The following is a 22,143-nucleotide window of genomic DNA, read 5'->3' as shown; positions in this document are numbered from 1 at the left end:
CAGGGAGGCTTTGGAGATGACTGCATCCAATCAACCGGGCGGCGCGATGCCGTTCCGGATCGAGCGCGCCGACGGCATCGCCGAACTGGTGATCGCCCATCCGCCCGTGAACGCGCTCGACGCGCAGGGCTGGCATGCGCTCGCGCGGGCGCTCGACGCACTCGGCGACGACGACGACGTGCGCGTGATTGTCGTGCGCGGAGAGGGCCGCGGTTTCTGCGCGGGCGTCGACATCAAGGAACTGGCCGCGCATCCGGAGCGGATCGTGTCGGTCAATGCCGGCAACTACGAGACGTTCCGCGCGGTGCACCGCAACCCGAAGCCGGTGATCGCGGCCGTGCACGGTTTCGTGCTCGGCGGCGGGATCGGCATCTGCGGCGCGGCGGACATCGTCGTCGCGGCCGATTGCGCGCGCTTCGGCGTGCCCGAGATCGACCGCGGCGCGATGGGCGGCGGCGCGCATCTGCAGCGGCTGTTCGGCGTGCAGAAGGTGCGCGCGATGTACTTCACCGGCGAGATGATCGATGCGGCCGAAGCGTACCGGCTGGGCGCGGTCGAGCAGGTCGTGACACGCGACGCGTTGCGCGACGCGTCGCTCGCGATCGCCCGCAAGATCGCGGCGAAAAGCCCTGCGATGGTGCGGCTCGCGAAGGAGGCGCTCAACGGCGTCGAGGACGGCGATCTCGAGGACAAGTATCGCTGGGAGCAGGGCTTCACGCTGCAGGCGTACATGACGAACGACTCGACGGAAGCGCGTGCCGCGTTCGTCGAGAAGCGCGACGCGCAGTTCGACTCGCAGGCCGAGGAGGCACGCGCATGAAACTCACCTATACGCCGCAACAGCAGGCGTTCCGCGCGGAAATCCGCGCATGGCTTGCCGCACACGTGCCGCGCGAGCGGCTGCCGAGCTTCGACACCGAGGAAGGCTTCGCCGCGCACCGCGAATGGGAGCGCACGCTGCACTCGGGCCGCTGGAGCATGGTCACCTGGCCGCGCGAGCTGGGCGGTCGCGGCTGCGACCTGATCGAGTGGCTGATCTTCGAGGAGGAATACTGGCGTGCGGACGCACCGATGCGCGTGAACCAGAACGGCATCTTCCTGCTCGGCCCGACGCTGATGGACTTCGGCACCGATGCGCAGAAGGCGCGCTTCCTGCCCGCGATGGCGGCGGGCGAGCACGTGTGGGCGCAGGGCTGGTCGGAGCCGAACGCGGGCTCGGACATGGCCGCGATCCGCACCACCGCGATCCGTATCGGCGACGAATACGTGCTCAACGGCCAGAAGATCTGGTCGACCCGCGCAGTGTGGGCCGACTGGCTGTTCGGGCTGTTCCGCAGCGATCCGGAATCGTTGCGTCACCACGGGCTCACGTTCCTGATGGTGCCGCTGTCGACGCCGGGCATCACGGTGCGGCCGATCCGCCAGTTGAACGGGCAGACGGGCTTCGCGGAAATCTTCTTCGACGACGTGCGCGTGCCGGTCGAGAACCGCCTCGCGGCCGAAGGCGCGGGCTGGCAGGTCGCGATGGCGACGGCCGGCTTCGAGCGCGGGCTGATGCTGCGTTCGCCCGCGCGCTTCCAGCGCACCGCGCAGGCGCTGCGCGACCTGTATCTCGCGCACCGCGACAGCGCGGATCGCGACCCGACGCTGCGCGAGCGCGTGGTGTCCGCGTGGATGGACGCACAGGCATACGCGCTGTCGACCTACGCGACCGCGAGCCGGCTGCTCAAGGGCGGCCATATCGGCGCGGAGTCGAGCACCAACAAGGTGTTCTGGTCGGAGCTCGATTTGCGGATGCACCAGACCGCGCTCGACATCCTCGGTGCGCACGGCGAGGTCGTCCCGCAGACGGCCGCGCAGCACGCGACGCTCGGCCACTGGCTCGACGGCTTCCTGTTTGCGCAGGCCGGCCCGATCTACGCGGGCACCAACGAGATCCAGCGCAACATCGTCGCCGAACGGATGCTCGGCATGCCGCGCGCGTAAGCGCGCCGGCGACTCCCTCACTGAACGGACATCGTATGGATTTCGTATTCGATGAAGACCAGGAAGCGCTCGCGGACAGCGTGAAGCGCCTGCTGATGACCGAGATGACCCCGGAGCTGATCCGCGAGCTGTGGGCCACGCCGACGGGCCGCTCCGACGCGCTGTGGTCGCTGTTCGCGTCGCAGGGGCTGACCGCCGTGTCGGTGCCCGAAGCGCACGGCGGCCTCGGCCTGACCGAAGTCGAATGGGCGCTGCTCGCGCAGACCTACGGCTACTTCGGCAGCCCCGAGCCGCTGCTCGATACGGCGCTCGTGTCGGCCGGCGTGCTTGCGCGGCTGCCTGCGAGCGACTGGCGCGACGCGTTGCTGCGCGACATCGCCGAAGGGCGCGCGCGCGTCGCGCTCGTGCATCCGGTGAACCCGTATGCGGCGGACGTGCACGTCGCGCAAGCGCTGCTGTGCGAGCACCGTGGCGAGCTGCACCGCGTCGATCCCGCGCAGTGCGCGTGGCGTGCGGTCGACAGCGTCGACCCGTCACGGCGCCTGTTCACGCTCGACTGGGAAGCGTCGGCGGCTACCCGCATCACGAGCGCCGATGAAGCCGCGCCGCTGCTCGATCGTGCGCTCGACCACGGCGCGTTCGCGGTTGCCGCGCAGCTGCTCGGTCTCACGCAACGCGTGCTCGACGTCGCGATCGACTATAGCGCGCAGCGCAAGCAGTTCGGCAAGGCGATCGGCTCGTACCAGGCGCTCAAGCACCTGCTCGCCGACGTCGCGATCCGCTACGAGTTCGCGCGGCCGGTGGTGGCGCGCGCCGCGCAGGCGATCGCCGACGATCACCCGCAGCGTGCCGTGCTCGTATCGCACGCGAAGCTCGCGGCGGCCTCGGCCGCACAGCTGGCCGCGCGCCACACGATGCAGGTGCACGGCGCGATCGGCTACACGTGGGAGCTCGACCTCCAGATCTTCATGAAGCGGATCTGGGCGCTGTCCGGAAGCTGGGGCGACACCGCATTCCACAAGGCCCGCGTGGCCGACGCGATTCTCGGCGACGCGTTGCCGATCGGCCCCGCGCAGACCTTCGATTTCGAGGAAACCAACTGATGAAACAAGCCTATATCGTCGACGCGCTGCGCACGCCGACCGGCCGCCGCAAGGGCGGGCTCGCGCACGTGCACGCGGCGGACCTCGGCGGCTTCGTGCTGAAGACGCTCGTCGAGCGCAACGCGATTCCGGCCGACGACTACGACGACGTGGTATTCGGCTGCGTCGACACGATCGGCCCGCTCGCGGGCAACATCGCGCGCACCTGCTGGCTCGCCGCGGGGCTGCCGCTGCAGGTGCCGGGCGTGACGGTCGACCGCCAGTGCGGTTCGTCGCAGCAGGCGGTGCACTTCGCCGCGCAGGCGGTGATGAGCGGCGTGCAGGACGTCGTCGTCGCGGGCGGCGTGCAGACGATGACGCAGATCCCGATCTCGTCGGCGATGACCTGCGCGGCGCCGCTCGGCTTCACCGATCCGTTCTCGGGCAGCGCCGGCTGGCGCGCGCGCTTCGGCGACGCGCCGGTGTCGCAGTTCGTCGCCGCGCAGCGGATCGCCGATCACTGGAACCTGTCGCGCGACGCGATGGAGCGCTATGCGCTGGAGAGCCACCGCCGCGCGCTCGCGGCGATCGAGGCCGGCCATTTCAAGCGGGAAATCGTGCCGCTCGAAGGCGTGTTCCACGACGAGACGCCGCGCCCCGACACGTCGCTGGAAAAGATGGCGACGCTGGAGCCGCTCGCGCCGGGCGGCTCGCTGACGGCCGCCGTCGCGAGCCAGACCTGTGATGCGGCCGCCGCGCTCCTGATCGTTTCGGAAGAGGCGCTCAAGCGCTACGGGCTCACGCCTCGGGCACGAATCCATCACCTGAGCGTACTCGGCGACGACCCGCTGTGGATGCTCACCGCGCCGATCCCGGCGACCAAGGCCGCGCTGAAGAAGAGCGGACTCGACTGGTCGCGGATCGACGTCGTCGAGATGAACGAGGCATTCGCGTCGGTCGCACAGGCGTGGCTCGCCGACACGGGTTTTCCGCACGAGAAGACCAACCCGAACGGCGGCGGCATCGCGCTCGGCCATCCGCTCGGCGCGACCGGCGCGCGGCTGATGACGACGCTGCTGCACGAACTCGAGCGCACCGGTGGCCGTTACGGGCTGCAGACGATGTGCGAAGGCGGCGGTCTCGCGAACGTCACGATCATCGAGCGCCTGTGAGCGCGTCACTTTCACGATCTCACGATCCAAGAGGCAAGCATGGGAATCTGTAACGGACGCACCGTCATCATCACCGGCGCGGGCGGCGGGCTCGGGCGCGAATACGCGCTCGCGTTCGCGGCCGAAGGCGCGTCGGTCGTCGTCAACGACATCCGGCACGAAGCCGCGCAGGCCGTGTGCGACGAGATCGCACGGCGCGGCGGCCGCGCGCTTGCCAATGCGGACGACATCACGCGAGTCGAAACGGCGCAGCGGATCGTCGACGCGGCGCGCGCAGCATTCGGCGACATCCACGTGCTCGTGAACAACGCGGGCATCTGCCGCGACAAGATGTTCACCAGCATGAGCGAGACCGACTGGGACGACGTGATGCGCGTGCACCTGCGCGGTCACTTCTGCCTGTCGAACGTGCTGGCGCGCGTGTGGCGCGATGCGGCGAAGGCCGGCGAGCCGGTCGACGCGCGCATCGTCAACACGAGTTCCGGCGCCGGGCTGCAAGGCTCGATCGGCCAGTCGAACTACGGCGCGGCGAAGGCCGGCATCGCAGCGCTCACGCTGATGCAGGCGGTCGAGCTGCAGCGCTACGGCGTGCGCGTGAACGCGCTCGCGCCGGCCGCGCGCACGTCGATGACCGAAGGCGTGTTCGCCGACATGATGAAGAAGCCCGAGGACGGCGGCTTCGACTATTTCGATCCGGCCAACGTCGCGCCGCTCGTCGTGTGGCTCGGCAGCGCAGCGTCGGCCGACGTGACGGGCCAGGTGTTCGAGGTCGCGGGCGGCATGATCGCGGTGGCCGAAGGCTGGCGCACCGGCCCGAGCGTCGATCGCGGCGCGCGCTGGGCGCCGGCCGAAGTCGGCCCGGCGGTCGCGCGGTTGCTCGCCGACGCGCGGCCCGCGCAGCGCGTGTACGGGAGCTGAGTCATGGATCTGGCGCTCACCGACGAACAGGCGATGATCCGCGACGCGGCGGCCGACGTGCTCGCCGAACGCAGTGCGTCCGCCGACGTGCGCCGCGCAATCGGGCAATCCGCCGGCCGCGACGATGCGCTCTGGGGAGCACTGGCCGGCGAGCTCGGCTGGAATGCGCTGTCGCTGCCCGACGCGGCGGGCGGGATGGGGCTCGGCGCACTCGAACAGACGCTGCTGATGGAGCAGCTCGGCCGGCGCGTCGCGTGCGTGCCGTACTTTTCGACCGCGTGTCTGGCCGCGACCGCGCTGGCCGGCTGCTCAGATACGACCGCCGCCGGCTGGCTCGCGAAGATTGCCGAAGGCGCGTGCAGCGCGACGCTGGCATTGCCATTCGAGTTGCCGGCCGGTTCATGGCAGTTGCCGGTCGTTGCGGAGGAAGCGGCGGGCGGCTACGCGCTGTCCGGCACGATCGAACAGGTGATCGACGGCGCGCGCGCCGACCTGCTGCTGATTCCGGCCCGGATCGCGAACGAAGGGCAGGCGATCGGGCTGTTCGCGATCGACGTCGCGACGGCGGCCGGCCTGAACGTCACGCCCCTCGACACGCTCGACGCGACGCGGCCGATCGCGCGGGTCGCGTTCGACGAAACCCGCGTGAGCCGCGACGCGTTGTTCGCGAGCGGCGCCGTTGCCGCACAGCTGCTCGATCGCGCTGCCTGGTTCGCGGCGCTCGTGCTGGCCGCCGAGCAACTCGGCGGCGCGCAGCAATGCCTCGACCTGACGCTCGACTACACCGGCCAGCGCGTGCAGTTCGGTCGCGCGATCGCGTCGTTCCAGGCGGTCAAGCATCGCTGCGCACAGATGATGGTGCTGATCGAATCCGCACGTTCGGCCGTGCTCGGCGCGGCGCATGCATGGGACGCGGAAGCCGGCAGCAGCGCGCCCGGCGCCGCACTGCGCGCCGACGTCGCGGCCGCGAAGACCGCCGCCAACGACGCGTATGCGTTCTGCGCGCAGGAGGCGATCCAGTTGCACGGCGGCGTCGGCTTCACATGGGAATACGACCCGCATCTCTATTTCAAGCGCGCGCAGGCGTCGGGTGCGCAGTTCGGCAGCACGCCGCAACTGCTCGAATGGATTGCACATCATGCGATCGACGGTGGCACGTCGCAGCACGGCGCGGTGCTCGCGTCGCCGTCGGCATCGATCGCCACGCGTCCGTCCGCCGCGCGCACGGGAGCACTCCAATGAACAGCGAAACGCGCGAACAGCAATTGCGGCACGAAGTCGCCGACTGGGTGCAATCGCATCTGACCGGCGAATTCGCGTGCCTGAAATACCGCGGCGGCCCCGGTGACGAGGAAGCCTTTCCCGAGCTGCGCAAGGCATGGGAGCGGGAGCTGGCAGAGGGCGGCTGGACCGGCCTCGGCTGGCCGACCGACGCGGGCGGCCGCGGCTTCACCGTCGCCGAACAGGTGATCTTCCACGAGGAATACGCGCGCGCCGGCGGCCCCGGCCGGATGGGCCATATCGGCGAAGGGCTGCTCGGGCCGACGCTCGTGGCGTGCGGTACCGGCGACCAGCGCGCGCGCTTCCTGCCGGGGATTCTCGCGGGCACGCAGTTCTGGTGCCAGGGCTACTCGGAACCGGGCGCGGGTTCGGATCTCGCGAACGTGCGCACGCGCGCCGGGCAGGATGCCGACGGCAGCTGGCGCGTGTATGGCCAGAAGGTATGGACATCGCTCGCGCACGACTCCGACTGGATCTTCGTGCTGGCCCGCACCGATCCGGCGTCGAAGGGCAACAAGGGGCTGTCGTTCCTGCTGATGCCGCTCGACCAGCCGGGCATCGAGATCCGCCCGATCAAGCAGCTCAACGGCGGCGCAGAATTCAACGAAGTGTTCTTCGACGGCGCGCGCGCGCAAGCGCGTGACCTCGTCGGCATACCCGGCGACGGCTGGCGGATCGCGATGACGCTGCTCGGTTTCGAGCGCGGCATGTCGACGCTCGGCCAGCAGATGCAGTTCGTGCGCGAACTCGAATGGGTGATCGACGCCGCGCGCGAATCGGGCGCCGATCGCGACCCGGTGCTGCGCCAGCGGATCGGCCGCGCGTGGGCCGGGCTGCGCGTGATGCGCTACAACGCGCTGCGGATGCTGTCGGGCGCGGACGACGCGAACGGCGCCACCGCTCCGCTGCGCCGCGAGGCACTGATCTACAAGTACTTCTGGTCGAACTGGCACCGCGACCTCGGCCAGCTCGCGATGGACGCGCTCGGGCCTCGCGCGAACGTGATCGATCCGGCCGACGAGAAGCTCACCCATCTGCAGCGCGTATTCCTGTTCTCCCGTGCGGACACGATCTACGCCGGCACAAACGAAATCCAGCTCAACATCATGGCCGAGCGCGGGCTCGGCATGCCGAGAGAACCGCGAGGACAACAAGCATGACCGAACCCCAGATCCAGAAAGCACCGGCATACGTCCCGGGCCACCAGTTGCTCGCCGGCAAATCGGTGCTGATCACGGCCGCCGCCGGCGCCGGCATCGGCTTCGCGGCCGCACGCCGTTGCGCGGAGGAAGGCTGCCGCGCGCTGTTCATCTCCGACATCCACGAGAAGCGTCTCGAACAGGCGGTAGAAACGCTGCGCACCGAAACCGGGCTGCAGCGGATCTACGGTCGCCTGTGCAACGTCGCGGTGGAAGACGACGTGCAGGCGCTCGTCGCCGATGCGCAGGACAAGCTCGACGGCGTCGACGTATTGATCAACAACGCGGGGCTCGGCGGGGCGAAACGCATCGTCGAAATGGACGATGCCGAATGGTCGCGGGTGATCGACATTAGCCTTACCGGGACGTTCCGGATGACGCGCGCGATGCTGCCGCACATGCAGGCTCGTGGCCGCGGCGCGATCGTCAACAACGCATCGGTGCTCGGCTGGCGTGCGCAGGCGGAACAGGCGCACTACGCGGCGGCGAAGGCGGGCGTGATGGCGCTCACGCGTTGCGCGGCGCTCGAAGCTTCGCCGTACGGCGTGCGCATCAACGCAGTCGCGCCGAGCATCGCGATGCACGATTTTCTGAAGAAGTCGGCTCCGGCCGACTTGCTGAATCAACTGGCGTCGCGCGAAGCCTTCGGGCGCGCCGCCGAAGTCTGGGAGGTCGCGAACGTGATGGTGTTTCTTGCAAGCGATTACGCGTCGTACATGACGGGCGAAGTGCTGTCGGTCAGCAGCCAGCACGCATGATGGCGACGATCCTCGACCCCGTGCGCGCGACGCCCCGCGTGTTCGCGCATCCCGACGAACTCGCGGCGGCCGTCGGCGACACGCTCGGCGCGAGCGCATGGCTCGCGATCGACCAGATCCGCATCGACGGCTTTGCCGACGCGACGGGCGATCACCAGTGGGTCCATGTCGACCCGGTGCGCGCGAAGGACGGCCCGTTCGGCGCGTGCATCGCGCACGGCTACCTGACGCTGTCGCTCGTCAACTATTTCCTGCCGCAGATCGTGCGCATCGACGGCGCGCGGCTCGGCGTGAACTACGGCTGCGACAGGATCCGTTTCCCGGCGCCGGTGAAGGTCGGCGCACGCGTGCGCGGCGTCGGCGAGCTGCTGCGCGTCGAGCCGTTCGACGGCGGCGTGCAGGCGTGGGTCCGCGTGACCGTCGAGATCGAAGGCGAGGCCAAACCCGGCTGCGTCGCCGACACGATCAGCCGTTACACCTTCTAGTTTCCGATTCAGAGAGTCAGCTCATGGAAGACGCAGTCATCGTTTCCGTCGCACGCACGCCGATCGGCAAGGCGTTTCGCGGCATCTTCAACGACACCGAGGCGCCCGCGCTCGGCGGCCACGTCGTGCGCACCGCGCTCGAACGCGCGGGCGTCGCACCGGCCGACGTCGACGACGTGCTGATCGGCTGTGCCGCGCAGCAGGGCACGCAGGGCTACAACATCGGCCGCCTGTCGGCTGCCGCGGCGGGGCTGCCGGCATCGGTGCCCGGCATGGCGATCGACCGGATGTGCTCGTCGGGCCTGATGTCGATCGCGAGCGCCGCGCGCAGCATCGGCGCGGGCGACGCGCGGATCGTCGTCGCGGGCGGCGTCGAATCGATCTCGCTCACGCAGAACAAGCACAAGAACGGCTATCGCGCGCGTTCGCAGGCGGTGCTCGATCACCAGCCGGCTGCCTACATGGCGATGATGGAAACGGCCGAGATCGTGTCGCGCCGCTACGGCATCGCGCGCGCGGCACAGGACGAATTCGCGCTGCAGAGCCACCAGCGCACGGCCGACGCGCAGGCGGCCGGCCGCTTCGACGCGGAAATCGCGCCGCTCGACGTGCGCCGCGCGCTGTTCGACAAGGAAGGCAATCCGGCCGGCCACGAAGACGTACACGCCGCCCGCGACGAAGGCGTGCGAGCCGATACGACGGCCGAACGGCTCGCGGGGCTCAAGCCGTCGTGGAGCGGCGGCAAGGTCGTCGAGCAGGGCGAGTTCGTGACGGCCGGCAACGCGTCCCAACTGTCGGACGGCGCGGCGGCCGTGGTCGTGATGTCGCGCGCCGAGGCGATGCGCCGCGGGCTCGCGCCGCTCGGCACGTTCCGCGGCCTGGCAGTGGCCGGCTGCGAGCCGGACGAGATGGGCATCGGCCCGGTGTTCGCGATTCCGAAGCTGCTGGAGCGTTTCGGGATGACCGTGCGCGACGTCGGGCTGTGGGAACTGAACGAGGCATTCGCGTGCCAGGCGCTCTATTGCCGCGACACGCTCGGCATTCCCGACGAGCGGCTGAACGTCGACGGCGGTGCGATCGCGCTCGGCCATCCGTTCGGCATGTCCGGCACGCGGATGACGATGCATGCGCTGCTCGAAGGCGCGCGCCGCGGCGTGCGGCATGCGGTCGTGACGATGTGCATCGGCGGCGGCATGGGCGCGGCCGCGCTGTTCGAAGTCGGCGCGTAACGATAGTTGTGACGGCGGCCGGCCCGAATACCCGGTTCGGCCGCCATCCATTCGGGATCATTCGAGGCCGCGGCAACGACCGACGGCCCGGAGACTTGCAGCGGGCAGGGCGGGCGCGTCGGCGCGGCCCGGGCCGGCGCAAAGACAGGAGACAACCGATGAAACGTACTTTGCCAGGACTCGCGATGTCGGCGCTCGTGCTCGGCGCCGCGGTGTTCGCGTTTTCGCCGCGGCCGCTGCCGGCGTTCCCGGTCACCGCGATCCACGCGGACCGCCTGCAGATCAACGGGCTCGCCCGCGCCGGCACGCGCATCGTCGCGGTCGGCGAGCGCGGCGTGATCCTGCTCAGCGACGATGCGGGCCGGCAGTGGCGGCCGGCGTCCGTCACGCCCGACCAGGGCTCGACGCTCACGCAGGTGAGCTTCATCACGCCGACGCTCGGGATCGCGGTCGGTCACGACGGCCGGATCCTGCGCAGCGCCGACGCGGGCCTGCACTGGCGCGAAGTCCACATGGACCCCGCGCATTCCGATCCGCTGCTGTCCGTGTGGGGAACCGCCGACGGCCCGCTGTTCGCGGCCGGCAGCTTCGGCCAGTTGCTGCGCTCGGACGATGCCGGGCTCACGTGGCAGACGGTGAAGACGCCTGCGGGCGATCGCCATCTGAACGCGATCGTCGGCGACGGCCACGGCAACCTGCTGATCGCCGGCGAAAGCGGCACGCTGCTGCGCTCGACCGACAACGGCGCGACCTGGGACAAGCTGCCGTCGCCGTACGCCGGCTCGCTGTTCGGCGCGCTGATGCTCGCGAACGGCGACTGGGTCGCGTACGGGATGCGCGGCAACGTGCTGCGCAGCACCGATCGCGGCGTGACCTGGACGCACGTCGACAGCCACGTCCCGGTGTCCTACTTTGGCGCGACCCAGCTCTCCGACGGCGAACTCGTGCTGGTCGGGCAGGGCGGCGCGATCGTCGCGTCGCGCGACGGCGGCCTGACCTTCGACGTGCGCAAGCTCGGCGACGTGCAGAGCCTTGCGGCCGTGCTCGACATGGGCCACGGCGCGCTGCTGCTCGGCGGCGAGGCCGGCGTCGCGCCGCTCGCCGCGTCGCCGTCCTGATGCCCGGACGCGGCGGCGCTTGCGGCCGCCCGTTTCCGTTCGCATTGCTTCGCCGGTCCGCATCGACCGCATCGTCAGCCCAGACTCGAGAAATCCATGAACGACCTGTCACGTCCCACTGAAGCCGCGCCTGCCTCGCGCCTTGCCGCGTTCGTCGAGCGCTGTGCCGGCACGATCATCCGGCAGCGCCGGCTGCTGATGCTGCTGTGCGTCGCGGTGACGCTCGCGCTCGGCCTGTCCGCGACGCGCCTGAAGCTCGATCCGGGCTTCAACAAGATGATCCCGATGCAGCACCCGTACATGCAGGTGTTCGAGCGCTACGCGGGCGCGTTCCCGGGCGCCAACACGATCCTCGTCAGCCTGCGCTGGAAGGGCGACGGCGACATCTACAACCAGACGTTCATGGACGCGCTGCGCCATGCGACCGACGACGTGTTCTTCATCCCCGGCGTGAACCGCTCGCGCGTGTTCTCGCTGTTCACGCCGAACGTCCACTACACCGAGGTGACCGAGGCCGGCTTTCGCGGCGACGTGGTCGTGCCCGGCCAGTTCTCGAGCGCGAACCCGGACGATCTCGCGAAGGTGCGCCGCAACGTCGCGCGTTCCGGGCAGATCGGCCGCCTCGTCGGCAACGACCTGAAGTCGGCGCTGATTCGCGCGGAGCTGCGCGAGACCGATCCCGCCACCGGCAAGCGGCTCGATTACAGCGCGGTCGCGCGCCAGCTCGAGGACATCCGCGTGAAGTACGCGAAGCAGGGCATCGACGTGAACATCATCGGCTTCGCGAAGCTGGTCGGCGACGTCGAGGCGGGCATCGCCGGCGTGATGGCGTTCTTCGCGCTCGCGTTCCTCGTGACGGCCGCGCTGCTGTTCGCCTATACGCGCTCGATCAAGACCACCGTGCTGGCGCTCGTCGTCGCGCTGCTGCCGGTCGCCTGGCTGCTCGGCGCGCTGCCGCTGCTCGGGCTCGGCATCGACCCGATGTCGATCCTGGTGCCGTTCCTGATCTTCTCGATCGGCGTGTCGCACGCGGTGCAGATGACCAATGCGTGGAAGCAGGCGCTGGTGCGCGGGGCAACGTCGGTCGAGGCCGCGCGCGACGCGTTCCGCAAGCTGTTCGTGCCGGGCACGGTCGCGCTGTTGACCAACGCGCTCGGTTTCATGGTGATCATGCGGATCAGGATCGACATCGTGCGCGAGCTTGGCATCACCGCGTGCCTCGGCGTGCTGCTGATGATCGTCACCAACAAGGTGTTCCTGCCGATCCTGCTGTCGTACACGCGCCTCGAACGCGGCACGCTGGCGCGTGCGCAGCGCACCGCGGCGGCCGGCGGCAGCCCGATGTGGTCGCGCTTCGCGCTGTTCGCGCGGCCTGCACCGGCGCTCGGCGTGTTCGCGGTGGCGCTCGCGCTGCTCGCCTGCGGCGCGCTCGAGTCGCGCAAGCTGGAGATCGGCGACATCGGTACCGGCGCGCCGGAGCTGCGCGCGAACTCGCGCTACAACGTCGACAACGCGGCGATCACGCACCAGTACAACATCGGCGTCGACGTGCTGTCGGTGATCGTCGAGACGACCGGCTTCGACGATGCGTGCCTGCATTACCCGGTGATGAGCGCGATCGAGAAGTTCGAGATGAACATGCGCGGCGTGGCGGGCGTGCAGTCGGTGACGAGTGTCGCGTCGCAGGGCAAGGTGTTCATCGCCGCGTTCAACGAAGGCAATCCGCGCTGGGCCGCGCTGCCGCGCTCCAGCGACGGGCTCACGCAGGGCGCCAACGCGTTCGATCCCGACAACGGGATGAACACCGCGAACTGCAAGGCGATCCAGGTGCTGATCTACACGAAGAACCACGAAGGCACGACCATCGCGCACATCGTCGACGAGATCAAGCGCTACGCGGCGGAGAACCCGACGCCGAACGTCGCGTTCCGGCTCGCCGGCGGCAATGTCGGCGTGATGGCCGCGACCAACGAGGCGGTCGGCGACGCGGAGATCGCGATGCTGCTGTCGATCTTCGGCGCGATCGCGCTGCTTTGCGCACTCACGTTCCGCTCGTGGCGCGCGGTGCTGTGCATCATCGTGCCGCTCACGCTGGTGTCGATCCTGTGCAACGCGGTGATGGCGCGGCTCGGCATCGGGTTGAAGGTCGCGACGCTGCCGGTGATCACGCTCGGCGTCGGGGTCGGCGTCGACTACGGAATCTACCTGTACGAGCGGCTGCAGCACGACATCCGCCACGGCGCGACGCTGCCCGACGCGTTCGCCGATGCGATGCGCCAGCGCGGCACCGCGGCGCTGTTCACGGCCGTCACGATGTTCATCGGCGTCGGCACGTGGGCGTTCTCCGCGCTGAAGTTCCAGGTCGACATGGGCGTGCTGCTCGCGTTCATGTTCCTCGTGAACCTGTTCGGCGCGGTGTTCCTGCTGCCGGCGCTCGCCGCATGGCTCGGCGTCGAGCGTGCCGAGCGCCGCGTGTCGCAGCCGCAGCCTCAGTCGACGCCGCAGCAGGCCGCGCCGGCGTCCGCGCTCAAGCCGACGCGCGCGCTCGAATCCGGCAATCCGGTGCGCTGAGCGACGCCATCCCCGTTACCCCGGTGCGCGGCGGGCCGCCGCGCGTCCCCCCAAAAAGGAGTCAACCGAAATGTCCGCACGCCCATACAAGATCGAAGCCCAGCCGCTCGCGCAGCGCTATGCGCGCGGCTGGCACTGCCTCGGCCTCGCCCGCGACTACAAGGACGGCAAGCCGCATACGCTGAACGTCTTCGGCCGCAAGCTCGCCGCGTTCGCCGATTCGACCGGCAAGGTCAACGTCGTCGATGCGTATTGCCCGCACATGGGCGCCGACCTGAGCCTAGGCACGGTCGAAGGCGACAACCTCGTGTGCCCGTTCCACGGCTGGGCCTGGAGCGGCGAAGGGCAGTGCGCGTCGATCCCGTACTGCAAGCGGATTCCGCCGAAGGCGCGCATCGGCGCGTGGCCGACCTGCGAGGAGAACAACCTGCTGTTCGTATGGAACGACCCCGAAGGCAATGTGCCGCCGCCGGAAGTCGCGATTCCGCGTCTGGACGTGTGCTTCTCCGACGAATGGTCGGACTGGGTCGTCGACAAGATGGTGATCCAGGCCAACTGCCGCGAACTGGTCGACAACATCTCGGATGTCGCGCACTTCGCGACCGTGCACCACGCGCCGATCGACTATTTCGCGAACCTGTTCGAGGATCACAAGGCGACGCAGCTGATGGTCGGCCGCAGCGAGAAGCTCGGCGGCGACAGCCTGACCGCGCTGTCGACGTACTTCGGGCCGGCCGTGCACATCACGCAGATGACCGGGCAGAGCAACGGGCAGCCGATCCATTCGGTGCTGCTGAACTGCCACGTGCCGATCGACATGAACAGCTTCGAGTTGCGCTACGGCGTGATCGTGAAGAAGGTCGCCGGGCTCAGCGACGCGCAGAACATGGAGATCGCGAACGCGTACGTGAAGGAAGCGCAGCGCGCATTCTACGAGGACGTCGACATCTGGCACAGCAAGACGCGGATCGACAACCCGCTGCTGTGCGAAGGCGACGGGCCGCTGTACCAGATGCGCGACTGGTATTCGCAGTTCTACCTCGACGCGGCCGACGTGCGGCCGTCGAGCGTCGCGCGCAAGGCGTTCGAGATGAAGATTCGCGACAGCGAGGCGCCGCCGCCGCCGCTGCATCACGTGTTCGAGCAGCAATAACGGCGGCAGGGCAAAAAAGGGGGGCGCAACGTTACGCGCCCCGATTGCCGCTAACGCCCGCCAGGCAAGGCGTCGCGCGATACCGTGCGCGAACGCCGCTCCGAAAGGGCTTGACGAATCGGCCGGTGCGGCGTAGTGTCCTAGATCGAAGTCTTCAAGAAGCTCGATTGCTCATCATTGGCCGCACGATGTGCGGCAGTCGTTGGTCTCTCCCTCTTTGATTCTTTCTGTGCCCGTCATGGGCGCAAGTTCATTCATTCGTATTAAGGAAGTATTTGTGGATACCGGTACCGTCAAGTGGTTCAACGAAACCAAGGGCTTTGGTTTCATCTCCCCGGACAACGGCGGCGACGATCTGTTCGCCCATTTCTCCGAAATCCGTGGCACGGGTTTCAAGACCCTTGCCGAAGGCCAGAAGGTCAGCTACGAAGTGAAGCGTGGCCCGAAGGGTCTGCAAGCGTCGAACATCACGCCGCAGTAAGCCGCATCGGCATCGGTCGCCAATCGGCGGCCGCTGCCGGACGGATGTCGCGCGGGCACCGGCCCTGGCCCGTGTCCTGCGCGTTTCGACGCACACGACCGATGCATCGCGGTATTCACGATGCATCGGTCGTGTGCTTCCCTCATCCATCGCAGGTCCGTACGACGTGCGATTCAACGCCCTCGCGACGCGCTCGCCGCATCGCCAGCGGCTCACGCTGCAACCCGAGTAGACCGTCGCCATGCCTTACGCGGCGCGGTCCCGACTATGCGCGGTGCTCATCGCGCCGCCGCCACTGACCGCCCGAACGCCGCAACGCGCCGGGCTCCGATTGCAAGACAGGCCTGTCGCCCGTCTGAACGAATTGATACCCGGCATCCTGCCGGCCGCCGGCCCCGTTGCGGGACACGGCGCCGGTGAGTTCGCCGCGGCCGCGGTCATTCACCTTGTCTGGAGGAATTGGTTTGGCAAAAGAAGAACTGCTGGAATTGGACGGAATCGTCGACGAAGTGCTGCCGGACAGCAAATACCGTGTCACGCTGGAAAACGGCGTCGTAGTCGGCGCCTATGCGTCGGGCCGTATGCGCAAGAACCACATCCGCATTCTCGCGGGCGACCGTGTGACGCTGGAACTGTCGATGTACGACCTGACGAAGGGCCGCATCAACTTCCGTCACAAGGACGCGAACTCGCCGCGCCCGCCGCGTAGCGGGCAACCGCGTCGCTAAGCAGTAACGATCGGGCGCGCAACGCGACTCCGATCGCCACTCGTCCGGCCCCGTCATGCGGCCGGACACACCGGATGGACGGCGCGATTCGCACCGTTCGTCGGTCGCCGGCGGCGTCGTTACGCCGCTGCGGCCAAGGTCATCTTCTCCGGTCGCGATGCGTGTGCAACGCTCAAGCGGCCGCGTCCCGCAGGAAATCTTCCACGATCGTCGCGAAATACGGCGGACATTCCTGCATCGGGTAGTGCCCGCAATTCGGAATTTTCTTCAGCTCTGCGTTCGGGTGCCAGGCGAGAAACGTCGCGTGCATCGCCGCTTCGTCGAGCCCGGGATCCTTGTCGCCGACAATCACCAGATAGCGTGTGTCGAGGCCGCGGATGTCGTCGACGAAATTCGTCCCGGTCAGCATGTCGAGATACGCGAGCCGGCAGCCGGGCGCCACGCGTTCGCGGTTCTGCCGCAGCTTCAGCTCGGCCCAGCGCGCTGACAAGCCACCCGTGACGAACCGCACGAGCCGGCGCAATGCGTCGTCGTCGACGGTCGTGCTCGCGAAGAACGCGCGCGCGTCGTCGCCCAAGCGATTGCCGGCCGCCGACACCGGGCACACGGCGATCGCGCTCTTGATGCGTGATGGCGCGTCGGCGGCGATGCGTTGCGTCGCCATGCCTGTCATCGAATGGCCGACGATGTGGAAGCGTGGCCAGCCGAGCTGGTCGGCGAGCGCAAGGCAGTCGGCCGTGATCTCGTCGACGGTGTACGTGCCGCTCAGATGGAGCGATCGTCCGTAGCCGCGCAGGTCGGCGAACACGTACGTGAAGGCCGTGTCGTCCAGATATGGCAGCAGCGCCGCGTAGTTCGTATGGTCGCCGAGCCAGTCGTGCAGGACCATCACGTATTCGGGGCCGGTGCCGTGTTGCAGGTAGCCGAGGCCGGGGCGGGAGACGACGGGAGTGATCAGGTTCATTTCAAGGGCTTTCCTTTTGGTTGGCGGAACCAAAACGAAACGCCCTCCCGGCGGACCGGGAGGGCGTCTTGAAAGTGGATTGATCGTATCGGGCCGTCCGGCGAAAGTCAACGGTTGGCGTGCTGCGCTCCTGACGCATCGCATGCGTCTTTACGCGCGAGCCGGCGCGGTCGTACACTCGTCGGCAATTCGCGGCCCGCGCGCCAGGCTTTCGAGCGGTTCAGTTGCTTTCAGCGGGCCGACGATCGTGCCAGCCGGACATTCGTCGCGCGACGCCAGGAGGCGCCATGAGTGCAGACGCAGCCCCCGCATCTTCTTCCGCTCCCGCAGCCCCGGCGGTTCAGGATCGCATTCAGCACGTGTTCGTGCTGATGCTCGAGAACCGCTCGTTCGACCATCTGTTCGCGCTGTCGGGCATCGACGGCATCGCGACCGCGTCGCCGGCCGACAGCAACGCGTACGGCGGCACCGTCTATCCGTTCGGCGGCGGCGCGCCGGACCAGATGCCGACCGATCCGTGCCATGAATTCACCGATGTGCTCGAACAGCTCTGCGGCGCAGGCGTGCCGTTCGTGAAAGGGCAGCCGTATCCGAACGTCGACAATTCGGGCTTCGTGTCGAACTATGCGACGTCGCATTCCGAAGGCACGCCGCCGCAAGCCGGCAACGCGGGCCTGATCATGCAGGGCGCCGATATCCGCACGCACGCGCCGTCGCTGTATGCGCTCGCGAATGCGTTCGTGCTGTGCGACCGCTGGCACGCGTCGATGCCGGGGCCGACCTGGCCGAATCGCTTCTTCCTGCATGGCGCGTCGTCGGCCGGGCTCGACCATTCGCCGACCGAGGAAGAAATGGCCGGATGGGATACGTTCGACGGCTTCCACTATCCGAAGGGCTCGATCTTCGATGCGCTCGGCGACGACAACTGGCGCATCTACCAGGACCAGTCGGGCGACCCGCTCGGCCACGTGCCGCAGGTCGCATCGCTGAAGGGCGTGAGCTTCTTCGACGTCGACGATCTCGCGCACTTCGAAGCCGATCTCGCGGCCGGCTATACCGCGCGCTACACGCTCATCGAACCGGGCTACGGCGACATCGTGCACGGCACCTATGAGAACGGCAGTTCGCATCATCCTATGGACGGCTTGGCCGGCGGGGACCAGCTCGCCGCGCGCGTATACGACGCGATCCGCAATTCGCCGATCTGGGACAGCAGCCTGCTCGTGATCGTCTACGACGAGCACGGCGGCTTCTACGATTCGGTCAGGCCCGGCGCGGCGCCGCCGCCGAACGACGGCGCGGCCGCAACGCTGAACGCGAGCGGCTTCGGGTTCGACGTGTACGGCGTACGCGTGCCGGCGATCATCGTGTCGCCGTGGGTTGCGGCCGGGCAGGTCGATCACACGCTGTACGATCACAGCTCGGTGGTCGCGACGCTCGGAAGGCTGTTCGGCCTGTCGACGCTGACCGATCGCGATCGCCTCGCGAACGATCTGCTGCCGCTCGTCACCGCCACCTGCCGGACCGACTGCCCGGCGAGGATCGGATCATGAACACGACTCCGGCGATGGATCCGCGCGATGCGCTGCCTGTGCGCGACGGCACGAGCCTGATCGCGTACCTGCATATCCTGAAGAAGGCACATGCGGCGCTGGTCGGCCACGACAAGGCACACCAGCGTTTCAGCGAGGTCGTTACGCGTGGGCAGGCGCGGCAGTACATCGAGGAATTGATGCCGGCGCTGTTGCAGGCGCGTGAAGCGCATCGGCGGCGCAGACATCACTGGAAGCATCGCTGACGCGGCGGGTGGATGGCGGCTGGCGTGTGACGCCAGATGGCCGGTGACGACCGGCTACGGCAAACGGCAAACCACCGGCTGCCACCAGCGCATGCCATGCGGTTCGCGCCGACACGCGCGTGGCGAGCAACGCATCGTTACGCCGACTGCCGCACGTGCTGCGCGCTGACCGCCGCTCCGACCGCCCCCGCCAGCTGCACCACCGCACCGGCGAACATCGCCGCACGCAAACCCGCCATACCGCCATGCAAGGCCGCGAACAGCGTGCCGAGCACCGCGATCCCGAGCGTCGCGCCGGTCATCCGCGCGACGTTGACCAGCGCACTCGCGGTGCCCGAGCGCGCGACATCGACCGCACCGACGGCCACCGTCATCAGCGGCCCCGTCGCGACGCCCATTCCGAGCCCCGTCAACGCAAGCCCGATCTCCATGGCGAGCAGGTCCGGCGACGCGGCCCACGCGCCGATCACCGCGAGCCCGCTCGCGATCACGGCGACACCGCCGGCCGTCGTCACGCGCGTGCCGACCCGTTCGGACAATCGCCCGGACCACGGCGATACGACGACGAACACGAGCGCCATCGGCAGCAGCGCGAGGCCCGCGCCGGTCGAATCGAGTCGGCCGCTGCTCTGCCACGTCAGCGGCACCAGGAACAGCACACCGTACATCCCGAACGTCATCCCGGTGGTCGCCGCGATCGCGCCGCGAAACGCGCTGAGCCGGAAGATGTCGAGCGGCACGAGCGCGGCGTCGCCATGGCGCCGTTCGATCGCGATGAAGGCGACGAACGACGCGATCGCGATGCAGGTGGCGATTGCACTGGCAATCGGCGAATCGCGGAACCTGATCGCCGCATACGCGGGCGTGCCGAGCGCGAGTGCGCCCGTGCCCTGCGCGCCGCCGTCGAAGTGCCGGCCGCGCGGATCCGGACGACTCAGGCACGGCAGACACCGCGAGCAGCATCGCCGTGATGCTCAGCGGCACGACCACGAAGAAGATGCTGCGCCAGCCGAAGTGCCGGATCAGCACGCCGCCGAGGGTCGGCCCGATCGCCATCGCGACGCCGTTGCACGCGGCCCAGATGCCGAGCGCGCGGCCGCGCTCGACCGGATCACGCCACACGACCCGCACGATCGCGAGCGACGCCGGCAGCAGCAGCGCCGCTCCGACGCCGGCCAGTGCGCGGGCGCCGATCAGCACCGACACCGACGGCGCGAGCGCGCACAGCAGCGACGCGATAGTGAACACGGCCGTGCCGGCCATGAAGATGCGGCGCCGGCCCAGCAGATCGGCGAGCAGGCCGCCGGTCAGCAGCAGCACCGCGTACGTGAGGTTGTAGCTGTCGACGACCCATTGCAGCGCACCGACGCCCGCATGGAAGTACGCGCCGATCGCGCGCGTCGCGAGATTGACGACGGCCGTGTCGACCTGCGCGACGAGCACGGCCATGCACAGCGTCAGCAGCGTGACGCTGCGTCGTTTGACGACGCGGCCGGCGAGTGCGGAAAGTGCTCCGGTATGAGCCATTGACGGCATTCCTGAACGGGGGATCCTGCGAGCTTAAGCGCCGCCTGCTGCCAGCGTGGTGTCAGCAGGGCGGGGGCAGCAGACGCGCAAGCCGCATGGCTGTATTCGCCGGGACGCTTTTGGATCGGCTGCGCAGAAGCTGCTGACGGCTTACCGTAAGGAATGGGCGGGGTCACACGGATCGCGGTCGGCATCGCAGCGTAGTGACGGCCTTACTGCAACGGAATCACGCAATGCTCGATCGCTTGAATCAGCTCGGTCTGCCGCGTCACGCCCATTTTCGAGAACACCGCACGCAGATGCGAACGCGCGGTGTTATGGCGGATCGCCATCGTTTCGGCGGCATCCTGCAGCGACAATCCTTGCGTCAGATGCAGCACCAGCGATGCCTCGCTGCGGGTCAGGTTGAACATGGCCTGCAGCGTCTCGCCCGAGATTTGCGGCCGGCAATCGGGATCGCGCACCAGGACGACGGCGGCCGCGCGGCGCTTGCGGCCCGATTGCTCGTCGATCGGCAGCGGCCGTACGAGCAGGCCCAGCCGTGCGCGTCCGGCGCGGCGCGCGAGCGTCATCCCGTGCGCCGCGCCGGTTTTGCGTGCCAGCGCGTCGCGAACCAGCGTGTGCAGCATCCGCTGGTTCGCGGCGCTATCGCACGCGAGCTTGCCGTCGACGACGAACAGTCCGTCCCGTTCGGCCAGCACCTGCGCCGCGTCGTCGTTGGTCTTCATCACGCGGGCCTGCTCGTCGAGCAGGATCGCGCCGATCCGCAACTGGCTGACCGTTTCCGCATACAGATGGCGCTCGTTCGTCGCCACCTCGAGGCTCGCGCGCAGGTTTGCCGCGCGCTTCAGGTGCGGCAGCAGGAAGCGGCACAGCCGCTTGTCGCTCGCGTCGAACGGCGGCGCGCCGTGCGGCCGGCAGATGCGCAACCGGCACTCGTTGTCGGCGTCCACGTGGATGTCCGCGCCCATCACATGCAGCACGTCGTACATCCGGTCGAAGTTCCGGTATTTCTCGCTGTCGAGCCAGCCGCGCTCGCCGAGCATTTCGTGGACGGTCGTGACCGTGTCGCGCGGCAAATTGACGAACGCGTCGAGCGTATAGAAGCGCTGCAGATACGCGCCGGTGCCGACCGACGTATCGACGAGGCTCGACGTGACGATCAATCCCTTCATCGCATCGGCGGGCGGCCGCAGCACGAGCGTCGCGTAATTGGCCGCGAGCCGGACCCGCAACGCGTCGAGCAGCCCGTGCCACGGGACGGCGGACGTCACGCCCTCGTAGGCGAGGCCGATCAGGTCACTCAGTTCGTCGGGCGTCGCCGCGGCAAGGTCGGCGCCGGCGTGCGCGGGCGGATGGACGGTCGTGGGCACTGCGGTGTCTCCTGTCCTTTCGTTGTGTCGCCGAGCCTTCGCGGGCGGCGGGCGATATCGCGAGAGTGCCGTACACCGGCGGGAACGGGAATGCGGGCGTGCCATTAGCCGGCTTTGTCGAACCACCGTCGAACCACCGGCGCATCCGGTGTGGCTCGCGTATCGCGGGCTGTGCTGAAGCCGTCGTGCGATCGGCATGGCGGGACGCCATTTCTAATCCAAACCGGGGTTGTTTACGCCCGTTCCGAACACGAACTCGTGCCGGTTCCGCGCGCAGCCGGCGATCTCGTCCATCCGGAGTATGTCCGGCCCCGACCCGG

Annotated in this window: 19 protein-coding genes and 1 pseudogene; 17 read left to right on the top strand and 3 right to left on the bottom strand. The window is 68.7% G+C overall.

What is annotated here, in order from left to right:
• Positions 1-16 precede the first annotated feature (16 nt).
• From J7024_RS04965 to infA, 15 genes are all read left to right on the top strand, one after another.
• Positions 17-820 carry an enoyl-CoA hydratase family protein gene (locus J7024_RS04965; protein WP_175750469.1) on the top strand — a complete coding sequence of 268 codons (804 nt, stop codon included), beginning with the start codon at positions 17-19 and terminating at the stop codon, positions 818-820.
• Positions 817-1,986, top strand: a complete 1,170-nt coding sequence (locus J7024_RS04960) for an acyl-CoA dehydrogenase family protein (RefSeq protein ID WP_175750470.1) — start codon at positions 817-819, stop codon at positions 1,984-1,986. Before J7024_RS04965 ends, J7024_RS04960 begins: the two co-directional genes overlap by 4 nt.
• A gap of 35 nt (positions 1,987-2,021) precedes the next feature.
• Entirely contained in the window at positions 2,022-3,089 is a 1,068-nt protein-coding gene (locus tag J7024_RS04955) for an acyl-CoA dehydrogenase family protein (protein ID WP_124825256.1), read from the top strand.
• The gene (locus tag J7024_RS04950; protein WP_124825255.1) at positions 3,089-4,240 is read left to right on the top strand and encodes an acetyl-CoA C-acetyltransferase; all 1,152 of its coding nucleotides are present in this window, start codon (positions 3,089-3,091) and stop codon (positions 4,238-4,240) included. Before J7024_RS04955 ends, J7024_RS04950 begins: the two co-directional genes overlap by 1 nt.
• Before the next feature lie 39 nt (positions 4,241-4,279).
• The gene (locus J7024_RS04945) at positions 4,280-5,158 is read left to right on the top strand and encodes an SDR family oxidoreductase (RefSeq protein WP_124825254.1); all 879 of its coding nucleotides are present in this window, start codon (positions 4,280-4,282) and stop codon (positions 5,156-5,158) included.
• 3 nt (positions 5,159-5,161) lie between these two features.
• A complete protein-coding gene (locus J7024_RS04940; RefSeq protein ID WP_124825253.1) occupies positions 5,162-6,400 on the top strand; it encodes an acyl-CoA dehydrogenase family protein in 1,239 nt (412 codons plus the stop codon).
• On the top strand, positions 6,397-7,599 hold the full coding sequence (locus tag J7024_RS04935) for an acyl-CoA dehydrogenase family protein (RefSeq protein WP_124825252.1): 1,203 nt from the start codon (positions 6,397-6,399) through the stop codon (positions 7,597-7,599). Before J7024_RS04940 ends, J7024_RS04935 begins: the two co-directional genes overlap by 4 nt.
• Positions 7,596-8,396, top strand: coding sequence for an SDR family oxidoreductase (locus tag J7024_RS04930; RefSeq protein ID WP_124825251.1), 801 nt, complete (start codon positions 7,596-7,598; stop codon positions 8,394-8,396). Before J7024_RS04935 ends, J7024_RS04930 begins: the two co-directional genes overlap by 4 nt.
• Positions 8,396-8,881: a MaoC family dehydratase gene (locus tag J7024_RS04925; RefSeq protein ID WP_124825632.1), complete on the top strand. Its 486-nt coding sequence runs from the start codon at positions 8,396-8,398 to the stop codon at positions 8,879-8,881. The genes J7024_RS04930 and J7024_RS04925 overlap by 1 nt, the downstream gene beginning before the upstream one ends.
• Positions 8,882-8,904: 23 nt before the next feature.
• Positions 8,905-10,110, top strand: a complete 1,206-nt coding sequence (locus J7024_RS04920; RefSeq protein ID WP_124825250.1) for an acetyl-CoA C-acyltransferase — start codon at positions 8,905-8,907, stop codon at positions 10,108-10,110.
• 158 nt (positions 10,111-10,268) lie between these two features.
• Positions 10,269-11,228, top strand: a complete 960-nt coding sequence (locus J7024_RS04915) for a WD40/YVTN/BNR-like repeat-containing protein (protein WP_234744831.1) — start codon at positions 10,269-10,271, stop codon at positions 11,226-11,228.
• 96 nt (positions 11,229-11,324) lie between these two features.
• Positions 11,325-13,799, top strand: a complete 2,475-nt coding sequence (locus J7024_RS04910; protein ID WP_175786610.1) for an efflux RND transporter permease subunit — start codon at positions 11,325-11,327, stop codon at positions 13,797-13,799.
• A 70-nt stretch (positions 13,800-13,869) separates the two neighbouring features.
• Positions 13,870-14,952, top strand: a complete 1,083-nt coding sequence (locus tag J7024_RS04905) for a Rieske 2Fe-2S domain-containing protein (protein ID WP_124825247.1) — start codon at positions 13,870-13,872, stop codon at positions 14,950-14,952.
• Positions 14,953-15,229: 277 nt separating this feature from the next.
• Complete coding sequence (locus J7024_RS04900; protein WP_006751843.1) at positions 15,230-15,433, top strand: cold-shock protein; 204 nt, start codon at positions 15,230-15,232, stop codon at positions 15,431-15,433.
• 464 nt (positions 15,434-15,897) lie between these two features.
• Complete coding sequence (gene infA, locus J7024_RS04895) at positions 15,898-16,161, top strand: translation initiation factor IF-1 (protein WP_027780754.1); 264 nt, start codon at positions 15,898-15,900, stop codon at positions 16,159-16,161.
• 172 nt (positions 16,162-16,333) lie between these two features.
• Here infA and J7024_RS04890 read toward each other — a convergent pair whose 3' ends face one another.
• Complete coding sequence (locus J7024_RS04890; protein ID WP_124825245.1) at positions 16,334-17,125, bottom strand: alpha/beta fold hydrolase; 792 nt, start codon at positions 17,123-17,125, stop codon at positions 16,334-16,336.
• A gap of 287 nt (positions 17,126-17,412) precedes the next feature.
• On the opposite strand from J7024_RS04890, the gene J7024_RS04885 reads away from it, so the two are divergent.
• A complete protein-coding gene (locus tag J7024_RS04885) occupies positions 17,413-18,678 on the top strand; it encodes an alkaline phosphatase family protein (RefSeq protein WP_234744830.1) in 1,266 nt (421 codons plus the stop codon).
• Positions 18,675-18,923 (top strand): hypothetical protein, encoded by a 249-nt coding sequence (locus J7024_RS04880; protein WP_175750474.1) that lies wholly within the window; start codon positions 18,675-18,677, stop codon positions 18,921-18,923. Before J7024_RS04885 ends, J7024_RS04880 begins: the two co-directional genes overlap by 4 nt.
• Before the next feature lie 137 nt (positions 18,924-19,060).
• Here the strand turns inward: J7024_RS04880 and J7024_RS04875 are convergent.
• A pseudogene (locus J7024_RS04875) lies at positions 19,061-20,450 on the bottom strand (MFS transporter).
• 212 nt (positions 20,451-20,662) lie between these two features.
• Entirely contained in the window at positions 20,663-21,823 is a 1,161-nt protein-coding gene (locus J7024_RS37255) for a helix-turn-helix transcriptional regulator (RefSeq protein WP_234744829.1), read from the bottom strand.
• Positions 21,824-22,143: the final 320 nt, after the last annotated feature.

This window comes from Burkholderia sp. WTPI3 (genome assembly GCF_021483755.1).
Taxonomy (GTDB): Bacteria; Pseudomonadota; Gammaproteobacteria; order Burkholderiales; family Burkholderiaceae; genus Burkholderia.
The sequence above is the reverse complement of the archived record's forward strand: the minus strand, read 5'-3'. Positions and strand labels throughout refer to the sequence as shown.

Excerpts from the sequence above, each read along its gene's own strand:
- J7024_RS04880 (WP_175750474.1), top strand. The coding sequence starts at position 18,675 with ATGAACACGACTCCGGCGATGGATCCGCGCGATGCGCTGCCTGTGCGC.
- J7024_RS04925 (WP_124825632.1), top strand. The coding sequence starts at position 8,396 with ATGGCGACGATCCTCGACCCCGTGCGCGCGACGCCCCGCGTGTTCGCG.
- J7024_RS04920 (WP_124825250.1), top strand. The coding sequence starts at position 8,905 with ATGGAAGACGCAGTCATCGTTTCCGTCGCACGCACGCCGATCGGCAAG.
- J7024_RS04930 (WP_124825251.1), top strand. The coding sequence starts at position 7,596 with ATGACCGAACCCCAGATCCAGAAAGCACCGGCATACGTCCCGGGCCAC.
- J7024_RS04955 (WP_124825256.1), top strand. The coding sequence starts at position 2,022 with ATGGATTTCGTATTCGATGAAGACCAGGAAGCGCTCGCGGACAGCGTG.
- J7024_RS04940 (WP_124825253.1), top strand. The coding sequence starts at position 5,162 with ATGGATCTGGCGCTCACCGACGAACAGGCGATGATCCGCGACGCGGCG.
- J7024_RS04950 (WP_124825255.1), top strand. The coding sequence starts at position 3,089 with ATGAAACAAGCCTATATCGTCGACGCGCTGCGCACGCCGACCGGCCGC.
- J7024_RS04915 (WP_234744831.1), top strand. The coding sequence starts at position 10,269 with ATGAAACGTACTTTGCCAGGACTCGCGATGTCGGCGCTCGTGCTCGGC.
- J7024_RS04910 (WP_175786610.1), top strand. The coding sequence starts at position 11,325 with ATGAACGACCTGTCACGTCCCACTGAAGCCGCGCCTGCCTCGCGCCTT.
- J7024_RS04965 (WP_175750469.1), top strand. The coding sequence starts at position 17 with ATGACTGCATCCAATCAACCGGGCGGCGCGATGCCGTTCCGGATCGAG.
- J7024_RS04935 (WP_124825252.1), top strand. The coding sequence starts at position 6,397 with ATGAACAGCGAAACGCGCGAACAGCAATTGCGGCACGAAGTCGCCGAC.
- J7024_RS04945 (WP_124825254.1), top strand. The coding sequence starts at position 4,280 with ATGGGAATCTGTAACGGACGCACCGTCATCATCACCGGCGCGGGCGGC.
- J7024_RS04890 (WP_124825245.1), bottom strand. The coding sequence starts at position 17,125 with ATGAACCTGATCACTCCCGTCGTCTCCCGCCCCGGCCTCGGCTACCTG.
- J7024_RS04905 (WP_124825247.1), top strand. The coding sequence starts at position 13,870 with ATGTCCGCACGCCCATACAAGATCGAAGCCCAGCCGCTCGCGCAGCGC.
- J7024_RS04885 (WP_234744830.1), top strand. The coding sequence starts at position 17,413 with ATGAGTGCAGACGCAGCCCCCGCATCTTCTTCCGCTCCCGCAGCCCCG.
- J7024_RS04960 (WP_175750470.1), top strand. The coding sequence starts at position 817 with ATGAAACTCACCTATACGCCGCAACAGCAGGCGTTCCGCGCGGAAATC.